The sequence below is a fragment of the Pseudomonas sp. AG1028 genome (assembly GCF_007993955.1).
In the GTDB taxonomy this organism is placed as follows: domain Bacteria; phylum Pseudomonadota; class Gammaproteobacteria; order Pseudomonadales; family Pseudomonadaceae; genus Aquipseudomonas; species Aquipseudomonas straminea.
Genome location: NZ_VIVP01000003.1, coordinates 376,640 through 392,367 on the forward strand (window position 1 = coordinate 376,640; position 15,728 = coordinate 392,367).

Consider the following 15,728-nt stretch of genomic DNA (forward strand, 5'->3'; position numbering starts at 1 on the left):
CCTGCCGACGCTGCATGTTTCGAAACCGCGTTGGCGGCAGGCCGCCTAGCATGGCACGAATCTGGTGCGTGGGCTGCATTGCGAGCATGCCGCCCGGCTGAAAATCGCGCATTCGATGGTTGCCGCGGGTGACCAAAGGCGGTTTTGCAACATGTTGAAGAAATAACTCGAACCCTTGGCACCTTGCCATGATCCAACCGCGCGGACGACCAAGCGCCGGCATTGGATTAACCGATGATGGCGCATTACCATCCGCCGTTTGTTCCATACCTCTTCTTATAACAGCCCAACACGGCCAGCCAGGGACCTGCGATGCCCAACAGTACGATTGATGAGAACAGCTTCAAGCGAATTCTGCGGCGCAACGTCGCCCTGCCGCTTGGCGTGGGCGTTATCAGCGCAGTGTTCTTCGTAACCCTGATTGGTTACCTGCTCAGCGTACTGGGCTGGGTGCAGCACACCGATCGAGTGCTCAACAACGCCAGCGAATCCCTGAAGTTGTCTATCGACCAGGAGACTGGCTTTCGCGGCTATCTGCTGTCTGGCGACGTGCGCTTCCTGCAGCCTTACGAGGTCGCCAAGCCGCGTATCCGCGCCGAGATGCAGACCCTCAACGAGCTGGTGGCCGACAACCCGCTGCAGGTCGAGCGCTTGCGCAGTATCGCCGCCCTGCAGGACGAATGGACCGCCTTCGCCCAAGGAGCGATCGCCGCCAAGCGCGACGGTGGCAACTTTCTTGACCCGGTGCGCGACGGCCGCGGCAAGCAACTGACCGATGCCATCCGTGATGAATACGCCGCCTTCATCGCCATGGAGCAGCGTTTGCGCGAGGAGCGCAACAACGCCGCCAGCAACACCGCGATCACCACCATCGCCCTGTTCCTGCTGTTCACTCTTATTTTCAGCGGCGGCCTGGCGATTTTTGGCCGCCGTGAGCTGCTGCGTCTGACGGGTACCTACGGCGCCATCCTCAAGAAACAGGAAGAGCACAACGAGCGTATGCAGGCCCAGGCCTGGCTGCGCAACGGCCAGAACCAGATGGCCGAGCGGCTGATCGGCCAGCAGGCGCTACCGGTGCTGGGCCGCAACACCCTGGAGTTCCTAGCCAGCCATCTGGATGCCGCAGTGGGCGCGCTGTACGTGCGCGAGGAGCATGGCAACCTGCGCCGCGTGGCGACTTATGGCTTTTCCCGCGAGCATGAGAATGCCGAGCAGTCGTTCTACAGCGCTGAAGGCATGGTTGGCCGCGTGGCCCATGACCGCCGCCTGCTGGTTCTCGACAACTTGCCGGGCGACTACCTGAAAGTCAGCTCCGGCCTGGGCGAGGGCAAGCCTTTGGTAGTCGCACTGCTGCCGGTCAGCAACGATGGCGATATCAACGGCGTGGTCGAGCTGGGCTTCCTGCACCCCTTGAGCGAGCGTGACAGCGAATTTCTGGAACAGATCGCACCGAGCATCGGCGCATCGGTGGAGGCGGCCCGTTACCGCCATCGTCTGCAGGAAATACTCGCCGAGACCCAGCAGCTCAACGAAGAGCTGCAGGTGCAGCAGGAGGAGCTGAAAACCGCCAACGAGGAGCTTGAGGAGCAATCCCGGGCGCTCAAGGAGTCCCAGGCGCATCTTGAAACCCAGCAGGCGGAACTGGAGCAGAGCAACGAGCAGCTATCGATGCAGCGCGACGCTCTGGATGACCGCAACACGGCCCTGCGCGAAGCCCAGCAGCAGCTTGAGGAACGTGCCGAGGAGCTGCAGCGTGCCAGCCGCTACAAGTCCGAATTCCTGGCCAACATGTCCCATGAGCTGCGCACGCCGCTCAACAGCTCGCTGATTCTTGCCAAGCTTCTGGCCGACAACCCCAAGGGCAACCTGGATGCGGAGCAGGTGAAGTTTGCCGACTCGATCTATTCGGCCGGCAACGACCTGCTCAACCTGATCAACGACATCCTCGACATCTCCAAGGTCGAGGCCGGCAAGCTCGATCTGCGCCCGGAAAACACCAATGTCGTGCGCCTGGCCCAGAGCCTGGAAACCACCTTCCAGCCGGTGGCCGGCGAGAAACAATTGGCCTTCAACGTCGACATTGCCGACGACCTGCCGCGCTCGCTGTACACCGACCGCCTGCGTGTCGAGCAGATCCTCAAGAACCTCTTGTCCAACGCCTTCAAGTTCACTGAACAGGGTCAGGTCAGCCTGAGCGTCAGCCGGGTCGAGGAGGGCGTTTCGTTCGCCGTACGCGACAGCGGTATCGGCATCGCCAAGGAACAGCAGGAGTACATCTTCGAGGCCTTCCGCCAGGCCGATGGCACCACCAACCGGCGCTTCGGCGGCACCGGGTTGGGCCTGTCGATTTCCCGCGACCTGGCCACGCTGCTCGGCGGCTCGATCAGCGTCTCTAGTACGCCGGGCGAAGGTAGCGTGTTCACTCTGGTGCTGCCGCTGACTTTCTCGCCGGGCGAAGAGGACCTCTTGCTGCCCGCCGGCGAGTCGGCTCCGGTGGTGCCCAGCGTTACGCCTGCCGTAGCTGTGCCGGCCCAGAGCGAGGTGGCGCGCAACGTACCTACTTTCCCGGATGACCGCGGCATGTCGGTACTGGGCGGGCGCTGCGTGCTGGTCATCGAGGACGAGCCGCAGTTCGCCCATATCCTCTATGACCTGGCCCACGAGCTGGATTACCGCTGCCTGGTCGCCCACAGCGCCGAGGACGGCCTGGAGCTGGCCACCTCGCATCACCCCGACGCCATCCTGCTGGACATGCGCCTGCCGGACGGCTCCGGGCTGTCGGTGCTGCAGCGTCTGAAGGAAAACCCAGGTACCCGGCACATTCCGGTGCACGTGATTTCCGTCGAGGACATGGCCGAGGCCGCCCTGCATATGGGCGCCGTCGGCTATGCACTCAAGCCTGCCACGCGCGACCAGCTCAAGGGCGTGTTCGGCAAGCTCGAAGCGCGCCTGACTCAGAAGATGCGCCGCGTGCTGGTGGTCGAGGACGACAAGCTGCAGCGCGACAGCATCGCCCGCCTGATCGGCGACGACGACATCGAGATCGTCGCCGTCGAGTTCGGCGAGCAGGCGCTGGAGCAGCTGCGTCACCACATCTTCGACTGCATGATCATCGACCTGAAACTGCCGGACATGCAGGGCGACGAGCTGCTGGCGCGCATGGGCAGCGAGGAGATTCGTTCCTTCCCGCCGGTGATCGTCTATACCGGTCGCAATCTGACCCGTGCCGAAGAGGCCGAGCTGCTCAAGTACTCGCGCTCGATCATCATCAAGGGCGCGCGCTCGCCTGAGCGCCTGCTCGACGAAGTGACCCTGTTCCTGCATATGGTCGAGTCGGAGCTGTCCAGCGAGCGCCAGCACATGCTCAAGACCGCGCGCAGCCGCGACCGTGTGTTCGAAGGTCGGCGTCTGCTGCTGGTCGATGACGATGTGCGCAACATCTTCGCCCTCACCAGTGCCCTGGAGCACAAGGGGGCCCAGGTCGAGGTGGCGCGCAATGGCCGCGAAGCCATCGAGAAACTGGAAGCGGTGGGCGACATCGATCTGGTGCTGATGGATGTGATGATGCCGGAGATGGACGGCTACGAAGCCACCCGGCGCATCCGTGAGAACCCGCGCTGGCGCAAGCTGCCGATTATCGCGGTGACCGCCAAAGCCATGAAGGACGATCAGGACCTGTGCATGAAGGCCGGTGCCAACGACTACCTGGCCAAACCCATTGACCTGGATCGGCTGTTCTCGCTGGTCCGCGTATGGCTGCCGAAGCTGGAACGCATCTGACATGTCCGACCGTACCCAGGATATCGAGCTGCGGCTGCTGATCGAGGCGATCTACCTGCAGTACAGCTACGATTTTCGCGACTACTCCGGCTCTTCGCTCAAGCGCCGGATCGTGCACGCCATGCGCCAGTTCGAGTGCGCGAGCATCTCCGAGTTGCAGGCGCGGATCATCCATGACTCGGCGGCGTTCATGCAGCTGCTGCAGTTCCTCACTATCCCGGTCAGCGAGATGTTCCGCGATCCGAGCTACTTCCTGGCGCTGCGCCAGGAGGTGGTGCCGTTTCTGCGCACCTACCCGTCGCTAAAGTTGTGGGTGGCCGGCTGCAGTACGGGTGAGGAGGTCTACTCCCTGGCCATCCTGCTGCACGAGGAGGGGCTGCTGGAGCGCTCGATCATCTACGCTACCGACATCAACCCGCGCTCGCTGGAGAAGGCCAAGCGTGGCATCTTCCCCATCGACAACATGCGGCTGTATAGCGAGAACTATCAGCGCGCTGGCGGTAAGGGTTCATTGGCCGACTACTACACGGCGGCCTACGAAGGTGCGCTGTTCGAGCGCTTTTTGTGCGCCAACGTGACCTTCGCCGACCACAGCCTGGCCACCGACAGTGTGTTCTCGGAAACCCAGTTCATCTCCTGCCGCAACGTGCTGATCTACTTCAACAAGACCCTGCAGGACCGCGCCTTTGGCCTGTTTCATGAGTCACTCGGGCACCGCGCTTTCCTTGGCCTGGGCAGCAAGGAAAGCCTGGACTTCTCAGCCTACGCCGGTCGTTTCGAGGCGCTGAATCGCCAGGAACGGGTGTTCCGTAAACTATGAAAGCGCCCCTTCGCAAACTCTCTGCGGTGGTGGTCGGCGCCTCGGCCGGTGGCGTGGAAGCGCTGCTCAACCTGTTCGTCGGGCTGCCGGGCGACTACGGTTTACCGGTGGTGGTGGTGCTGCACCTGCCGGACGGGCGTGAAAGCCTGCTGCCGGATCTGTTCGCCCGCCGCCTCGCGCTGCGGGTAAAAGAGGCGCAGGACAAGGAAGTGCTGCAGCCGGGCACGCTGTACTTCGCCGCCCCCGGTTATCACCTGTGCATCGAGGCCGATGGCAGCTTTTCCTATAGTCGTGAGGAGCCGGTGCATTTTTCCCGGCCCTCGATCGATTACCTGTTCGATTCGGCTGCCGATGTTTACGGCAGCCAGCTATTGGGCATCTTGCTCACGGGCGCCAACCAGGACGGCGCCGCCGGGTTGTACACAATAAAACAGCGGGGCGGAGTGACCGTGGTGCAGGACCCGCAGGAGGCGCAGGTTGCGACCATGCCCGAAGCGGCCCTGGCGCTGCACCAACCCGACTACATTCTTCCTTTGCGAGGCATTCTCGCATTGCTAACCGAACTGGACTCACGCCCATGTTGAGTAGCACCGGATGCAAACTGTTGATCGTCGATGACCTGCCGGAGAACCTGCTGGCGCTGGAGGCATTGATCCGCCGCGATGATCGTGAGGTGTACAAGGCGCAATGCGCCGACGATGCCCTGGTGCTGCTACTCGAGCACGAGTTCGCCCTTGCCATTCTCGACGTGCAGATGCCGGGCATGAACGGCTTCGAACTGGCCGAACTGATGCGCGGCACGGAGAAGACCAAGCACATCCCCATCGTCTTCGTCAGCGCCGCCGGGCGTGAGATGAACTACGCGTTCAAGGGCTACGAGAGCGGCGCCGTGGACTTTCTCTACAAACCGCTGGATATCCAGGCGGTGCAGAGCAAGGTGGCGGTGTTCGTCGACCTGTATCGCCAGCGCAAGGTCATGGCTCAGCAGGTGGAAGCGCTGGAACGCTCGCGTCAGGAGCAGGACGCGCTACTCGCCGAGCTGCGTTCGACCCAGGGCGAGCTGCAGCATGCGGTGCGCATGCGTGACGACTTCATGTCCATCGTCTCCCACGAGCTGCGTACGCCGCTCAACGGGCTGATCCTCGACACCCAGCTGCGCAAGATGCACCTGGCCAAGGGCAACCTCACCGCGTTCAGCGAAGACAAGCTCGGCGCCATGTTCGACCGCGACGAACGGCAGATCCACAGTCTGATCCGTCTGATCGAGGATATGCTCGACGTGTCGCGCATCCGCACCGGCAAGCTGTCCATTCGCCCAGTGGAATTCGACCTGGCGCAGACCGTGCGCAACGTCGCCGAGAACTTCGCCCAGCAGATGACCGTAGCCGGTTGCGACCTGCAGCTGGACATCGATGAGGTGCTGCACGGCAGCTGGGACCAGTTCCGCATCGAACAGGTGATCAGCAACCTGCTTAGTAACGCCTTGCGCTATGGCGCCGGGCGACCCATCGAAGTGCGCGCCCGCTCCGATGAAGGCGGTGTGCGCGTCGAGGTGCGCGACCATGGCATCGGGATTTCCCTGGAAAACCAGCATCGCATCTTCCAGCAGTTCGAGCGCGCGGTGGGCAGCGAGTCGGTAGCAGGGTTGGGGCTTGGTCTCTTTATCTCCGACCAGATCGTCAAGGCTCATGGTGGGCATATCGAGGTGCAGAGCAGCCTGGGGCAGGGCTCGTTGTTCAGCGTCTGGCTGCCGCGCGGCAAGCGCGTAGAGATAGGTTGAACTCAGCGCACGGCAAGGGTCGAAGCGAAGGCGCAGAAATAGGCAGGAGCAGGGCAATGAACGATGTGACACGAACCGTACTGATCGTCGAGGACGATCCGCTGCTGCTCATGCTGCTGGCCGAGTACCTGCAGGGCGAGGGCTATCACGTACTGCAGGCCGACTGCGCCACCGATGCCTTCGCCATCCTCGCCACCAAGCCGCATCTGGATCTGTTGATCACCGACTTCCGCCTGCCCGGTGGCGTCTCCGGCGTGCGTATCGCCGAACCGGCCCTGCTGCTGCGTCCGGATCTGAAGGTGATCTTCATCAGCGGCCACCCCGCCGAAGTGCGCGAAACCGGCAGCGCGCTGCTCGACTCGGCGCCGCTGCTGAGCAAGCCCTTTACACTTGAGACACTGAGCACGCAGATCGCCCATCTGCTTGATTGAGGGGGGAGGCGGCCGCTTTCTGGTGAGGGAGTGGGCTATGCCCATGAATTTCGCGGGCATGGCCCGCTCCCACAGGCTCTAACTCCGGCCTGAATCAGCTATCTATAGCCGTCATCTGTGGGAGCGCGCCATGCGCGCGAACGATGGTGGGGCGCCATCGCTGGTATGGCCGGTACGTAGGGTGGGTGAAGGCGCTACCTGGTCTGACGTCCGATGCACATCTTCCTGCGCCGAAACCCGCCAGGCGCCCCAACAACACCCTCACCTTTGGCGGCCCTCAGCTATTCCTGCGTTCAACCCAATCGACAAGGCCGTAGGCTGAAGCAGCTGTCGGCACCGCACACCTCCTGTGGGAGCGGGCCATGCCCGCGAATTCGCTAATTCAGCGCTTCTCAGGCCGAGGCTTGCCCGGCTCCTCGATAGGTCGCTGCGGGCTGAACGGGCTATCCGGGTCGTCGACGATGGAGCCAGGATCCTCGTTACCCGGATCGTTGATCGGTGTCTCGTGGGGCTCGGCCGGCGGTTGCTTCGGGTCGTTGGCGGCATTCAGGGCGATGTTGAGGTGCATGACTGGCTCCGGCTGCATAAGGCCCGCTGCTATTTGCGCGGGCAATGCCATGTGGAGCGCGCAGCTAGGGGGCGCGTTCAGCGTATCCGCTGAGCGGGCGCGGCTCGCCTATCTGCGTCGGTAGCTCTTGGTGCCGCTGCGGGTCATGCAGTACTGGCCGCCTCGCGGCCCGGTGCAGAGTGTTCCGCCCCCACAGGGGCAGTCGCTGGCAACATTGCCGGTGGATCGCAGCGCTTTGCCGCCTGCGCCCGGTCGTTCGGCACTGCAGTCGCGCTTGCTGCCGCTGATCGAGCCGTCATTGCAGAGAAACAGCGGGCCATCGCAGCGCGCGATGCCGCCCTTGCTACCCGAGCAGGGCGTATTGGCGGCATTGCCGAGTATTGGCAGTATCAGCAGGAGCACCAACAATCCGATCAGGCGAATGCTCATGCGCGCGGCTCCAGCCTTGAAGCGCCAGGGAAGGAAATAAATTTTAGGCATTAAAAAACCGGCGCTAGGCCGGTTCTTTAATTCTCGGATGGTACATGCACCACCTGAGTAGAAGGTGGTGCCCAGGGACGGAATCGAACCGCCGACACGGGGATTTTCAATCCCCTGCTCTACCGACTGAGCTACCTGGGCAACGGCGCGTATTAAACGGTTTTAGCCTTGGGGTGTCAAACCTTTTTTGGAAAATATTTAAATATTCCGGGCGCTTACGTCTCAGGCCGCTTATTCGCTGGGCGGCACGTAGCCTTCGGCCTGGGCGTAATCCTCGCCGGAGAGGAACTTGTCCATCTCGGCCTGCAGGAATTTGCGGTCTTCGGCGTTCATCATGTTCAGGCGACGCTCGTTGATCAGCAAGGTCTGGTGCTTCTGCCATTCGTCCCAGGCTTGCTTGGAGACGTTCTGGAAGATGTCTTCGCCTTTGGCGCCAGGGTAGGGCGCGCGATCCAGGCCGGGGAGTTCCTGTTTGTGCTTGCGGCACATCACGGTGCGGGTCATGCCATTTCTCCTGTATGCAGTGCGTCGGCCGCGCGTTTGAGCAGCTTTTTGACCGGGGCGGCGAGGCCCAGGCGCGGCGGGGTGGCGAGGTTATACCAGAGCCAGTCGGCCTCGGCCACGTAGCCGGGCACGCCGTCGACCTCGATCAGCCAGGGGGCGATGGCCAGTTGGAAGTGGCTGAAGGTATGGGTGATTTGGTCGAGCTGGCGGCGTTCGCCGAGGCGTAGTTGGTGCTGGTCGGCGAGGCCGTTCAGGGCGTCGAGGTCATCGAGTTCCGGCAGGCTCCACAGGCCGCCCCAGAGGCCGGTAGACGGCCGCCGGTAGAGCAGCACGGCGCCGTCACGGCTGACCAGCATGGGCATCAGGGTGCGTTTCTGCGGCAGTTCCTTGCGCGGCTTGGCCACCGGGTAGCGGATCTCCAGGCCGAGCAGATGCGCTTCGCAGCCGCTTTGTACCGGGCAGAGCAGGCAGGTGGGCTTGCTGCGTGTGCAGAGCGTGGCGCCCAGGTCCATCATCGCCTGGGTGTAATGATTGACGCGTTCCTCGGGCAGGAAGCGCTCGGCCACGGCCCATAGCTGCTTGGCTACCTTGGGCTCGCCCGGATAGCCTTCCTGGGCGACGAAACGGGCCAGCACGCGTTTGACGTTGCCGTCGAGAATCGGCGCGCGCAGGCCCATGCTCAGGCTGGCAATGGCGCCTGCCGTCGAGCGGCCGATGCCGGGCAGTTCGGTGAGGGCTTCGACGCTGCGTGGGAATTCGCCGCCGTGCTCGGCCATGATGATCTGCGCGGTCTTCTGCAGGTTGCGGGCGCGGGTGTAATAACCCAGGCCGGTCCACAGGTGCAGCACTTCGTCTTCCGGCGCTTCGGCCAGATCGCGCACGGTGGGCAGCGCGCTCATGAAGCGGTCGAAGTAGCCGAGCACGGTGCTGACCTGGGTCTGCTGCAGCATGATCTCCGAGACCCACACGCGGTATGGCGTGATGTTCTGCTGCCAGGGCAGGTCCTTGCGGCCGTGCGCGTCGTACCAGCGCAGCACGGCGCTGGAGAATTGCTCGGGAGTCATCGCTTGAACAGGCCCTTGAGTGCGTCTTTCAGTTCCGGGCTGACCTTATCACCGAGCTTCTCTTCGAGCTTTTCGTTGATGCGATCGCCGGCCAGCTTGGCTGCGACCTTGCCCATGCCTTCCTGATCCAGGCGGCAGGCCTTGGCGCCGAGCTCCAGTGGGCCCCGGCAGTGCAGCGGCCAGGCGATGCCGACGTAGCGCTGGTTGACCTCGCAGGCCGGGTCCGGCATTTCGCGCTGATCGCCTTCGATGGTGATGCCAACGCGGTAATCCATGCCCAGTACGCGCAGGTCGACATCACCGTTGCCGGCCACGCTCAGGCCGGGGATACGGGTCTGCAGATCGGGGTTGCTGGCCACGCCGTTGCGGATGCTCAGGCTGCCTTGCAAGCGCTCGAAGGGCGTGTCTTTGCTGCGCGGCTCGCCGCTCAACTGTTTGCGGTTGAGGGTGGAAATGCCGCGGCACAGTTGCTGCTCCAGGTTGGCGTCGACCAGCACGCCGTCTTTGAGCATGAAGCTGGCGGTGCCGTTGAGGGCGTCGATCCAGGCTTTCTGACTGTTGCCGCTGGTGGTCAGGTCGCTGTTCAGGTCGAGCAGGCCCTTGAGCGGCGAGGGGCGCTGTTCGTCCTTGAGGAATGGCTCGACCGGCATGCCGCTCAGTTGGGTATGCAGGCTGAGCACCGGCACGGCGGGGCGCACATCGGCATCGGCCTTGATGGCGAAGCTGCCGTTGCCAAGCTTGCCGCGCAGCTCTTCCAGGCTCAGCGCGCCACCTTGGCCGCGGGCCTTGAGGCTGACGGCGCTGAGTGTCTGCTTCTGTAGGGTCAGCTGGTCGAGGGTCAGGTTGGCCTGCATATCGAGTTTGCGCAGGGCCGGGATCGGGAGCACTTCGCTGGAGCTCCAGGCCTGCTGGGTCGGTGTGTTGGGCACTGGCGTGGTGCCGGCCTGGCCAGCGTTGGCGACGGTTTCACGCACTTCGGCCTTGCGCGCCGAGTCGGCGTCCTTCTTGTCCTTGCTAGCGGGTGGCAGGTAGCGGTCGAGGTCGAGCTTGTCGCCCTTGAGCTGCACGCGCAGCGCCTGCTTGGCGAAGTCGGCCACGGCGAGCTTGCCGGTAAAGGTGCTGTCGTCGAGCTTGAGGGTCAGCTCGTCCAGCGACAGGCTGTTGGCAGTGCCGTTCAGTTGGGTGACCAGCTCGAATTGCGACAGGGTTTTCTCGTCGTTCATCGGCGGCAATTTCTGACCGAGGCTGGCGAGAAACTCGCGCAGGTTGACGGGCGCTACCGACAGGCCGCCGGACAGCTTCGGCTCGCTCTGTAGGTCACGCACCTTCACTTCACCCAGGGCGCGCAACTGGTTGGCGGACAATTTGAGGCCATTCCATTCGGCGACTTGTGCTGCCAGGTCGACCAGCAATTGGCCCTGGGCTGCATAGGTGAGGGTCTGGCCATTGAATGGCTCGCCAGACGCCTCGCCGGACAGACGCGCATCTTCGAGTTGGTAGCGTTTGAGGACGCGGTCGAAGCGCAGCTCGCCCTGCAGTTCGGTGCGCGCACGCATCACCGGCTGGTTACTGCCGAAGAATGCGCTGAGCTTGATCGGCACACCGGCGCCTTCGCGGATCGCGCCGGTGGTCAGCTGGATGCTCTCGGCGCTGAATTGCTGGCCCTTCTGGGCGTCGCGGTAGTCCACCCGGGCACCGTTGACGATCAGGCTGTCGATGTCCAGCTTGATCGGCTGGCCGCTACTTTCCTGCGTCGGCTTGTCTGCTGATTGCGGTGCGTCGTTGCTTGCGGTTTGTTCGGCCGGCGCATCACCTGGCTTGGCCGGCGGGTGGCCGACGTCTTCCCAGTTGCCGTGGCCGTTTTCGTCACGCTGCAGGTCGAGGTTCAGGCCGTCGACGCGGATGTCGCTCATCTGCACTTCCTTGCGCAGCAGCGGCAGCACGCGCACCGACAGACCAAGCAGGCGCAGATTGGCGAACGGCTTGTCCGGCGTGCTGGCGCTGGCCAGGGTGGCGTCGGTCAGCTCAAGGCCCAGCCAGGGGAACAGGCTCCAGCCAATGTCGCCGTTGAGGGTCAGCTCGAGGTTGGCCTTGTCCCGCGCCAGTTGGCGGATTTCATCCTTGTAGTCGTTGGGGTCGAACAGGTGAGTCAGGGCAAAGCCCAACGCCACGATGATCAGCAGTAGTCCGAGGAAGAACAGACCCAGGATTTTGCCGAGCGCTTTCATGGACGAGTCCTATGCAGTGACGAGAAATTGGAATCCGCGAGTATAACGCCCGAGGCGTCCCCGCGGTTAAAGGCAGTCGTGTACGCGCGAGCTCTGCTGGCAGGCACTGGCCAACGCGAGGCGTATTGCCTGAGCTGGTAGACCACTACTAGTCAAGATTTGCGGCATTGAATCTGCAGAATTGCCGCTTGCACTGTAGGCACGGGTATTCATGCGCGGTGCAGGGCAATAATTTCGGTGCGTAATCGAGGGTTGGCTATGCTGTGGCGCAGGTATTGATTTGGTGTGCCTGCTTTTGGCAGTCGAACTGTCATCCGGGCTCGCTACTGTCGCGCCTAGCCCGGACATTGGAGGGCGTGTATTTTGGCGCCGGTTTTCTACCGGCTGTCGATTAGAGCCAGAATCAATGCCTAAAAAGGTGCTGTAGACCCGCAAAACTATCGTTTGGGTGGTTGCAATGCGACCATGGCGATGTGACACAATGCCACGGGGAGCTAGCGACCAGCTAGAACGAATGGACTCTCCCCATACTTACTTGTTGTTTGGCGATGCTTCTATCGATGTTTCGCCAGTAATTACCTGTTTGCCAACCTAATCAGAGAAGAAAACATGACTGACGCCACCGTGCAAAACGGTGCTTCGGCGACGCCTGCTTTCCTGTCCAAGGAACGCATCATCGCTAAGCCCGGTTTCAACCGCTGGCTGGTTCCGCCAGCTGCCCTCGCCATCCACCTGTGTATCGGCATGGCCTACGGGTTCTCCGTATTCTGGCTGCCGTTGTCCAAGGCCATTGGTATCACCGCGCCAGTCGCGTGTGCGCCGGAAATTGGTTTCTTCGAGCAGATCTTCGCCAGCAACTGCGATTGGCAGATCTCCATGCTGGGCTGGATCTATACCCTGTTCTTCGTGTTCCTGGGTTGCGCAGCTGCTGTATGGGGCGGCTGGCTGGAGCATGCCGGTCCGCGTAAAGCAGGTCTGGTTTCGGCCGTGTGCTGGTGTGGCGGTCTGCTGATCTCCGCGCTGGGTATCTATACCCACCAGATCTGGCTGATGTGGGTCGGTTCCGGCGTGATCGGTGGTATCGGTCTGGGTCTGGGCTACATCTCCCCGGTATCGACGCTGATCAAGTGGTTCCCGGACAAGCGCGGTATGGCTACCGGTATGGCCATCATGGGCTTCGGTGGCGGCGCGATGGTCGGTGCACCTCTGGCCGCGGCGCTGATGGGCCACTTCGCCAATGAAACTGGCGTAGGTGTATGGCAGAGCTTCGTGGTCATGGCGGTGATCTACTTCATCTTCATGGTCGGCGGCGCACTGGCCTACCGCGTTCCGCCAACCGGCTGGAAGCCTGCTGGCTGGGTCGCTCCGGCTGCCAAGGCCAACAACGCGATGATCACCAAGGGCCATGTCCACGTGAACACCGCGTGGAAAACTCCGCAGTTCTGGCTGGTCTGGGCCGTACTGTGCCTGAACGTATCGGCTGGTATCGGCATCATCGGCATGGCTTCGCCCATGCTGCAGGAAGTCTTCGGCGGCAAACTGATCGGCCTGAACGTGCCGTTCAGTGAACTGAGCGCTGCACAGCTTGGCCAGATCGCCGCCATCGCTGCGGGCTTCACCGGCCTGCTCAGTCTGTTCAACATCGGTGGTCGTTTCTTCTGGGCTTCGTTCTCCGACCTGATTGGCCGCAAGGCGACCTACTTCGTGTTCTTCGCGCTGGGCTTCACCCTGTACGCGCTGGTTCCGTGGACCGGTCACCTGGGCAGCATCGCGCTGTTCGTGTTCGCCTTCTGCCTGATCCTGTCCATGTACGGTGGTGGCTTCGCGACCGTTCCGGCTTACCTGGCTGACCTGTTCGGTACCCAGATGGTCGGTGCGATCCACGGTCGTCTGCTGACTGCCTGGGCCTTCGCTGGCGTGCTGGGTCCGGTACTGGTGAACTATCTGCGTGAGTATCAGCTGAGCATCGGCGTCGAGCGCGCTGCCGCTTATGACATCACCCTGTACATCCTCGCTGGTCTGCTGGTGCTGGGCTTCATCTGCAACCTGCTGGTCCGCCCTGTGGATCCGAAGTATTTCATGACCGACGCAGAGCTGGCCGCCGAGCGCGCCCATGGCGAGAAATCCAAGCCGTCCGCTGCGGAGCTGGAGTGGGCTGCCGATCCGTCGAGCAAGCCGCTGGTGATCGCTGCCTGGTTGGCCGTGGGTATCCCGCTGGCTTGGGGTGTTTGGATTACCCTGCAGAAGACCGTAGTCCTGTTCCACTAATCACGATCTGCTGCGCGTCGGCCCTGCGGCGTTAAAACCAGGCTCGGAATGCTCATGTACAAAAGTACACTCCGCTTCCTCGCCTGGTTTTGCCTAGCAGGGCTCTAGCTCGCGATATCGTGAAAATCCCGCCGACGCCTTGTGCGTCCGCGGGATTTTTTATGCGCGTCTTTTGATAAGCCCTGAATTCCGACTGCCGCGCCTTGCGGCATTTTTGCCGGACGGCTTTATAGCTTTGCCGCTTATCAGCCTATAATGTTCGCCCTTTCGCCCAACGATTTTGTGGAGCAGGTGATGGCCGAACGTACGGCATCCGTCGAGCGCAATACCCTGGAGACCCAGATCAAGGTCTCGATCAATCTGGATGGCACAGGCAAGGCCACCTTCGATACCGGCGTGCCGTTCTTCGAGCACATGCTCGACCAGATCGCCCGCCATGGCCTGATCGACCTGGATATCTTCTGCAAGGGCGACCTGCATATCGACGATCACCACACCGTCGAAGACGTCGGCATCACCCTCGGCCAGGCCTTCGCCAAGGCCGTCGGCGACAAGAAGGGCATGACCCGTTACGGCCACTCCTACGTGCCGCTGGACGAAGCGTTGTCGCGCGTGGTGATCGACTTCTCCGGTCGTCCCGGCCTGCAGATGCACGTGCCGTTCACCCGCGCGGTGGTCGGCGGCTTCGATGTCGACCTGTTCCAGGAATTCTTCCAGGGCTTCGTCAACCATGCTCAGGTCAGCCTGCACATCGACAACCTGCGTGGCGTGAACACCCACCACCAGATCGAAACCGTGTTCAAGGCCTTCGGTCGCGCCCTGCGCATGGCGGTCGAACTCGACCCGCGCATGGCGGGGCAGATGCCATCGACCAAGGGCGTGCTCTGATGCAGACGGTAGCCGTCATCGATTACGGCATGGGCAACCTGCACTCGGTGTCCAAGGCGCTGGAACATGTGGGCGCCGGCCGTGTGCTGGTGACCAGCGATGCTCAGGTGATCCGCGAGGCCGACCGTGTGGTGTTTCCCGGCGTTGGCGCGATCCGCGACTGCATGGCCGAGATCCGCCGCCTGGGCTTCGACGAACTGGTTCGCGAAGTCAGCCAGGACCGTCCTTTTCTCGGCATCTGCGTCGGCATGCAGGCGCTGCTCGACCGCAGTGAAGAGAACGACGGCGTCGACTGCATCGGCCTGTTTCCCGGCCAGGTACGCTTCTTCGGCAAGGACATGGTCGAGGACGGTGAGCCGCTGAAAGTCCCGCACATGGGCTGGAACGAGGTGAGCCAGGCGGTCAAGCATCCACTGTGGCACAACATCCCCGAGCAGGCGCGCTTCTACTTCGTGCACAGCTTCTATGTCGAAGCGGCCAAGGCGCAGCAGGTGGTTGGCCGTGGTCACTACGGCAAGGATTTCGCCGCGGCCCTGGCCGACGGCTCGCGCTTCGCCGTGCAGTTCCACCCGGAGAAGAGCCACACCCATGGCCTGCAGCTGCTGCAGAACTTCGCCGCCTGGGATGGCCGCTGGTAGATGGCACGGCTCAAGAGCCCGGTTCTGACGCTCACGCCCGAGCAGGAAAGCGATGCGGTGCACAAGCTGCAGCGCTTTCTGAGCGACCGCTTCGAGCTGGAGCTGGGCTCGTTCGAGGTGCTGGAGCTGCTCGAACTGTTCGGCCGCGACATCGCCCCGCATTACTACAACCGAGCGATCACCGATGCGCACAGCTTGCTGCGCGAGCGCTTCGAGAGCCTCGAAGTCGACTTGTGGGCGCTCGAGAAAGATTGATCCCGGCCCAGGCCGGCTGAACTA

The 15,728-nt window shown here is 62.7% G+C and carries 14 protein-coding genes and 1 tRNA gene; 9 read left to right on the plus strand and 6 right to left on the minus strand.

The window, feature by feature from the left end; genetic code table 11:
- The first annotated feature begins 312 nt into the window (after positions 1 to 312).
- Genes FB481_RS06965 through FB481_RS06985 form a run of 5 tightly spaced genes read left to right on the plus strand, consistent with a single transcriptional unit; the run spans position 313 to position 6,811 of the window.
- Positions 313 to 3,780, plus strand: coding sequence for a response regulator (locus FB481_RS06965; RefSeq protein ID WP_147175646.1), 3,468 nt, complete (start codon positions 313 to 315; stop codon positions 3,778 to 3,780).
- A gap of 1 nt (position 3,781) precedes the next feature.
- Complete coding sequence (locus FB481_RS06970) at positions 3,782 to 4,600, plus strand: protein-glutamate O-methyltransferase CheR (RefSeq protein WP_093500092.1); 819 nt, start codon at positions 3,782 to 3,784, stop codon at positions 4,598 to 4,600.
- Positions 4,597 to 5,184: a chemotaxis protein CheB gene (locus FB481_RS06975; protein ID WP_093500090.1), complete on the plus strand. Its 588-nt coding sequence runs from the start codon at positions 4,597 to 4,599 to the stop codon at positions 5,182 to 5,184. The genes FB481_RS06970 and FB481_RS06975 overlap by 4 nt, the downstream gene beginning before the upstream one ends.
- Entirely contained in the window at positions 5,178 to 6,380 is a 1,203-nt protein-coding gene (locus FB481_RS06980; protein WP_147175647.1) for a hybrid sensor histidine kinase/response regulator, read from the plus strand. Before FB481_RS06975 ends, FB481_RS06980 begins: the two co-directional genes overlap by 7 nt.
- Before the next feature lie 56 nt (positions 6,381 to 6,436).
- Entirely contained in the window at positions 6,437 to 6,811 is a 375-nt protein-coding gene (locus FB481_RS06985; RefSeq protein ID WP_073262562.1) for a response regulator, read from the plus strand.
- A 382-nt stretch (positions 6,812 to 7,193) separates the two neighbouring features.
- Here the strand turns inward: FB481_RS06985 and FB481_RS06990 are convergent, their stop codons facing one another.
- The 6 genes from FB481_RS06990 to FB481_RS07015 form a co-directional block, all read right to left on the minus strand.
- Positions 7,194 to 7,379 carry a hypothetical protein gene (locus FB481_RS06990; protein WP_146259825.1) on the minus strand — a complete coding sequence of 62 codons (186 nt, stop codon included), beginning with the start codon at positions 7,377 to 7,379 and terminating at the stop codon, positions 7,194 to 7,196.
- A gap of 108 nt (positions 7,380 to 7,487) precedes the next feature.
- Positions 7,488 to 7,808, minus strand: a complete 321-nt coding sequence (locus tag FB481_RS06995) for a hypothetical protein (protein ID WP_147175648.1) — start codon at positions 7,806 to 7,808, stop codon at positions 7,488 to 7,490.
- A gap of 116 nt (positions 7,809 to 7,924) precedes the next feature.
- Positions 7,925 to 8,000 (minus strand) — tRNA-Phe (locus FB481_RS07000).
- Between the two features lie 90 nt (positions 8,001 to 8,090).
- Positions 8,091 to 8,363: an oxidative damage protection protein gene (locus tag FB481_RS07005; protein ID WP_073262556.1), complete on the minus strand. Its 273-nt coding sequence runs from the start codon at positions 8,361 to 8,363 to the stop codon at positions 8,091 to 8,093.
- Complete coding sequence (gene mutY, locus FB481_RS07010) at positions 8,360 to 9,427, minus strand: A/G-specific adenine glycosylase (protein ID WP_147175649.1); 1,068 nt, start codon at positions 9,425 to 9,427, stop codon at positions 8,360 to 8,362. Before mutY ends, FB481_RS07005 begins: the two co-directional genes overlap by 4 nt.
- Entirely contained in the window at positions 9,424 to 11,655 is a 2,232-nt protein-coding gene (locus FB481_RS07015; RefSeq protein ID WP_093500080.1) for an AsmA family protein, read from the minus strand. The genes mutY and FB481_RS07015 overlap by 4 nt, the downstream gene beginning before the upstream one ends.
- 609 nt (positions 11,656 to 12,264) lie before the next feature.
- On the opposite strand from FB481_RS07015, the gene FB481_RS07020 reads away from it, so the two are divergent.
- The 4 genes from FB481_RS07020 to FB481_RS07035 all read left to right on the plus strand — a co-directional run bounded on the left by FB481_RS07020 (position 12,265) and on the right by FB481_RS07035 (position 15,704).
- Positions 12,265 to 13,923, plus strand: a complete 1,659-nt coding sequence (locus FB481_RS07020) for an OFA family MFS transporter (protein ID WP_093500078.1) — start codon at positions 12,265 to 12,267, stop codon at positions 13,921 to 13,923.
- A gap of 294 nt (positions 13,924 to 14,217) precedes the next feature.
- Positions 14,218 to 14,811 (plus strand): imidazoleglycerol-phosphate dehydratase HisB, encoded by a 594-nt coding sequence (gene hisB, locus FB481_RS07025; protein WP_013793001.1) that lies wholly within the window; start codon positions 14,218 to 14,220, stop codon positions 14,809 to 14,811.
- On the plus strand, positions 14,811 to 15,449 hold the full coding sequence (gene hisH / locus FB481_RS07030; protein ID WP_147175650.1) for an imidazole glycerol phosphate synthase subunit HisH: 639 nt from the start codon (positions 14,811 to 14,813) through the stop codon (positions 15,447 to 15,449). The genes hisB and hisH overlap by 1 nt, the downstream gene beginning before the upstream one ends.
- Positions 15,450 to 15,704: a DUF2164 domain-containing protein gene (locus FB481_RS07035; protein ID WP_147175651.1), complete on the plus strand. Its 255-nt coding sequence runs from the start codon at positions 15,450 to 15,452 to the stop codon at positions 15,702 to 15,704.
- Positions 15,705 to 15,728 lie beyond the last annotated feature (24 nt).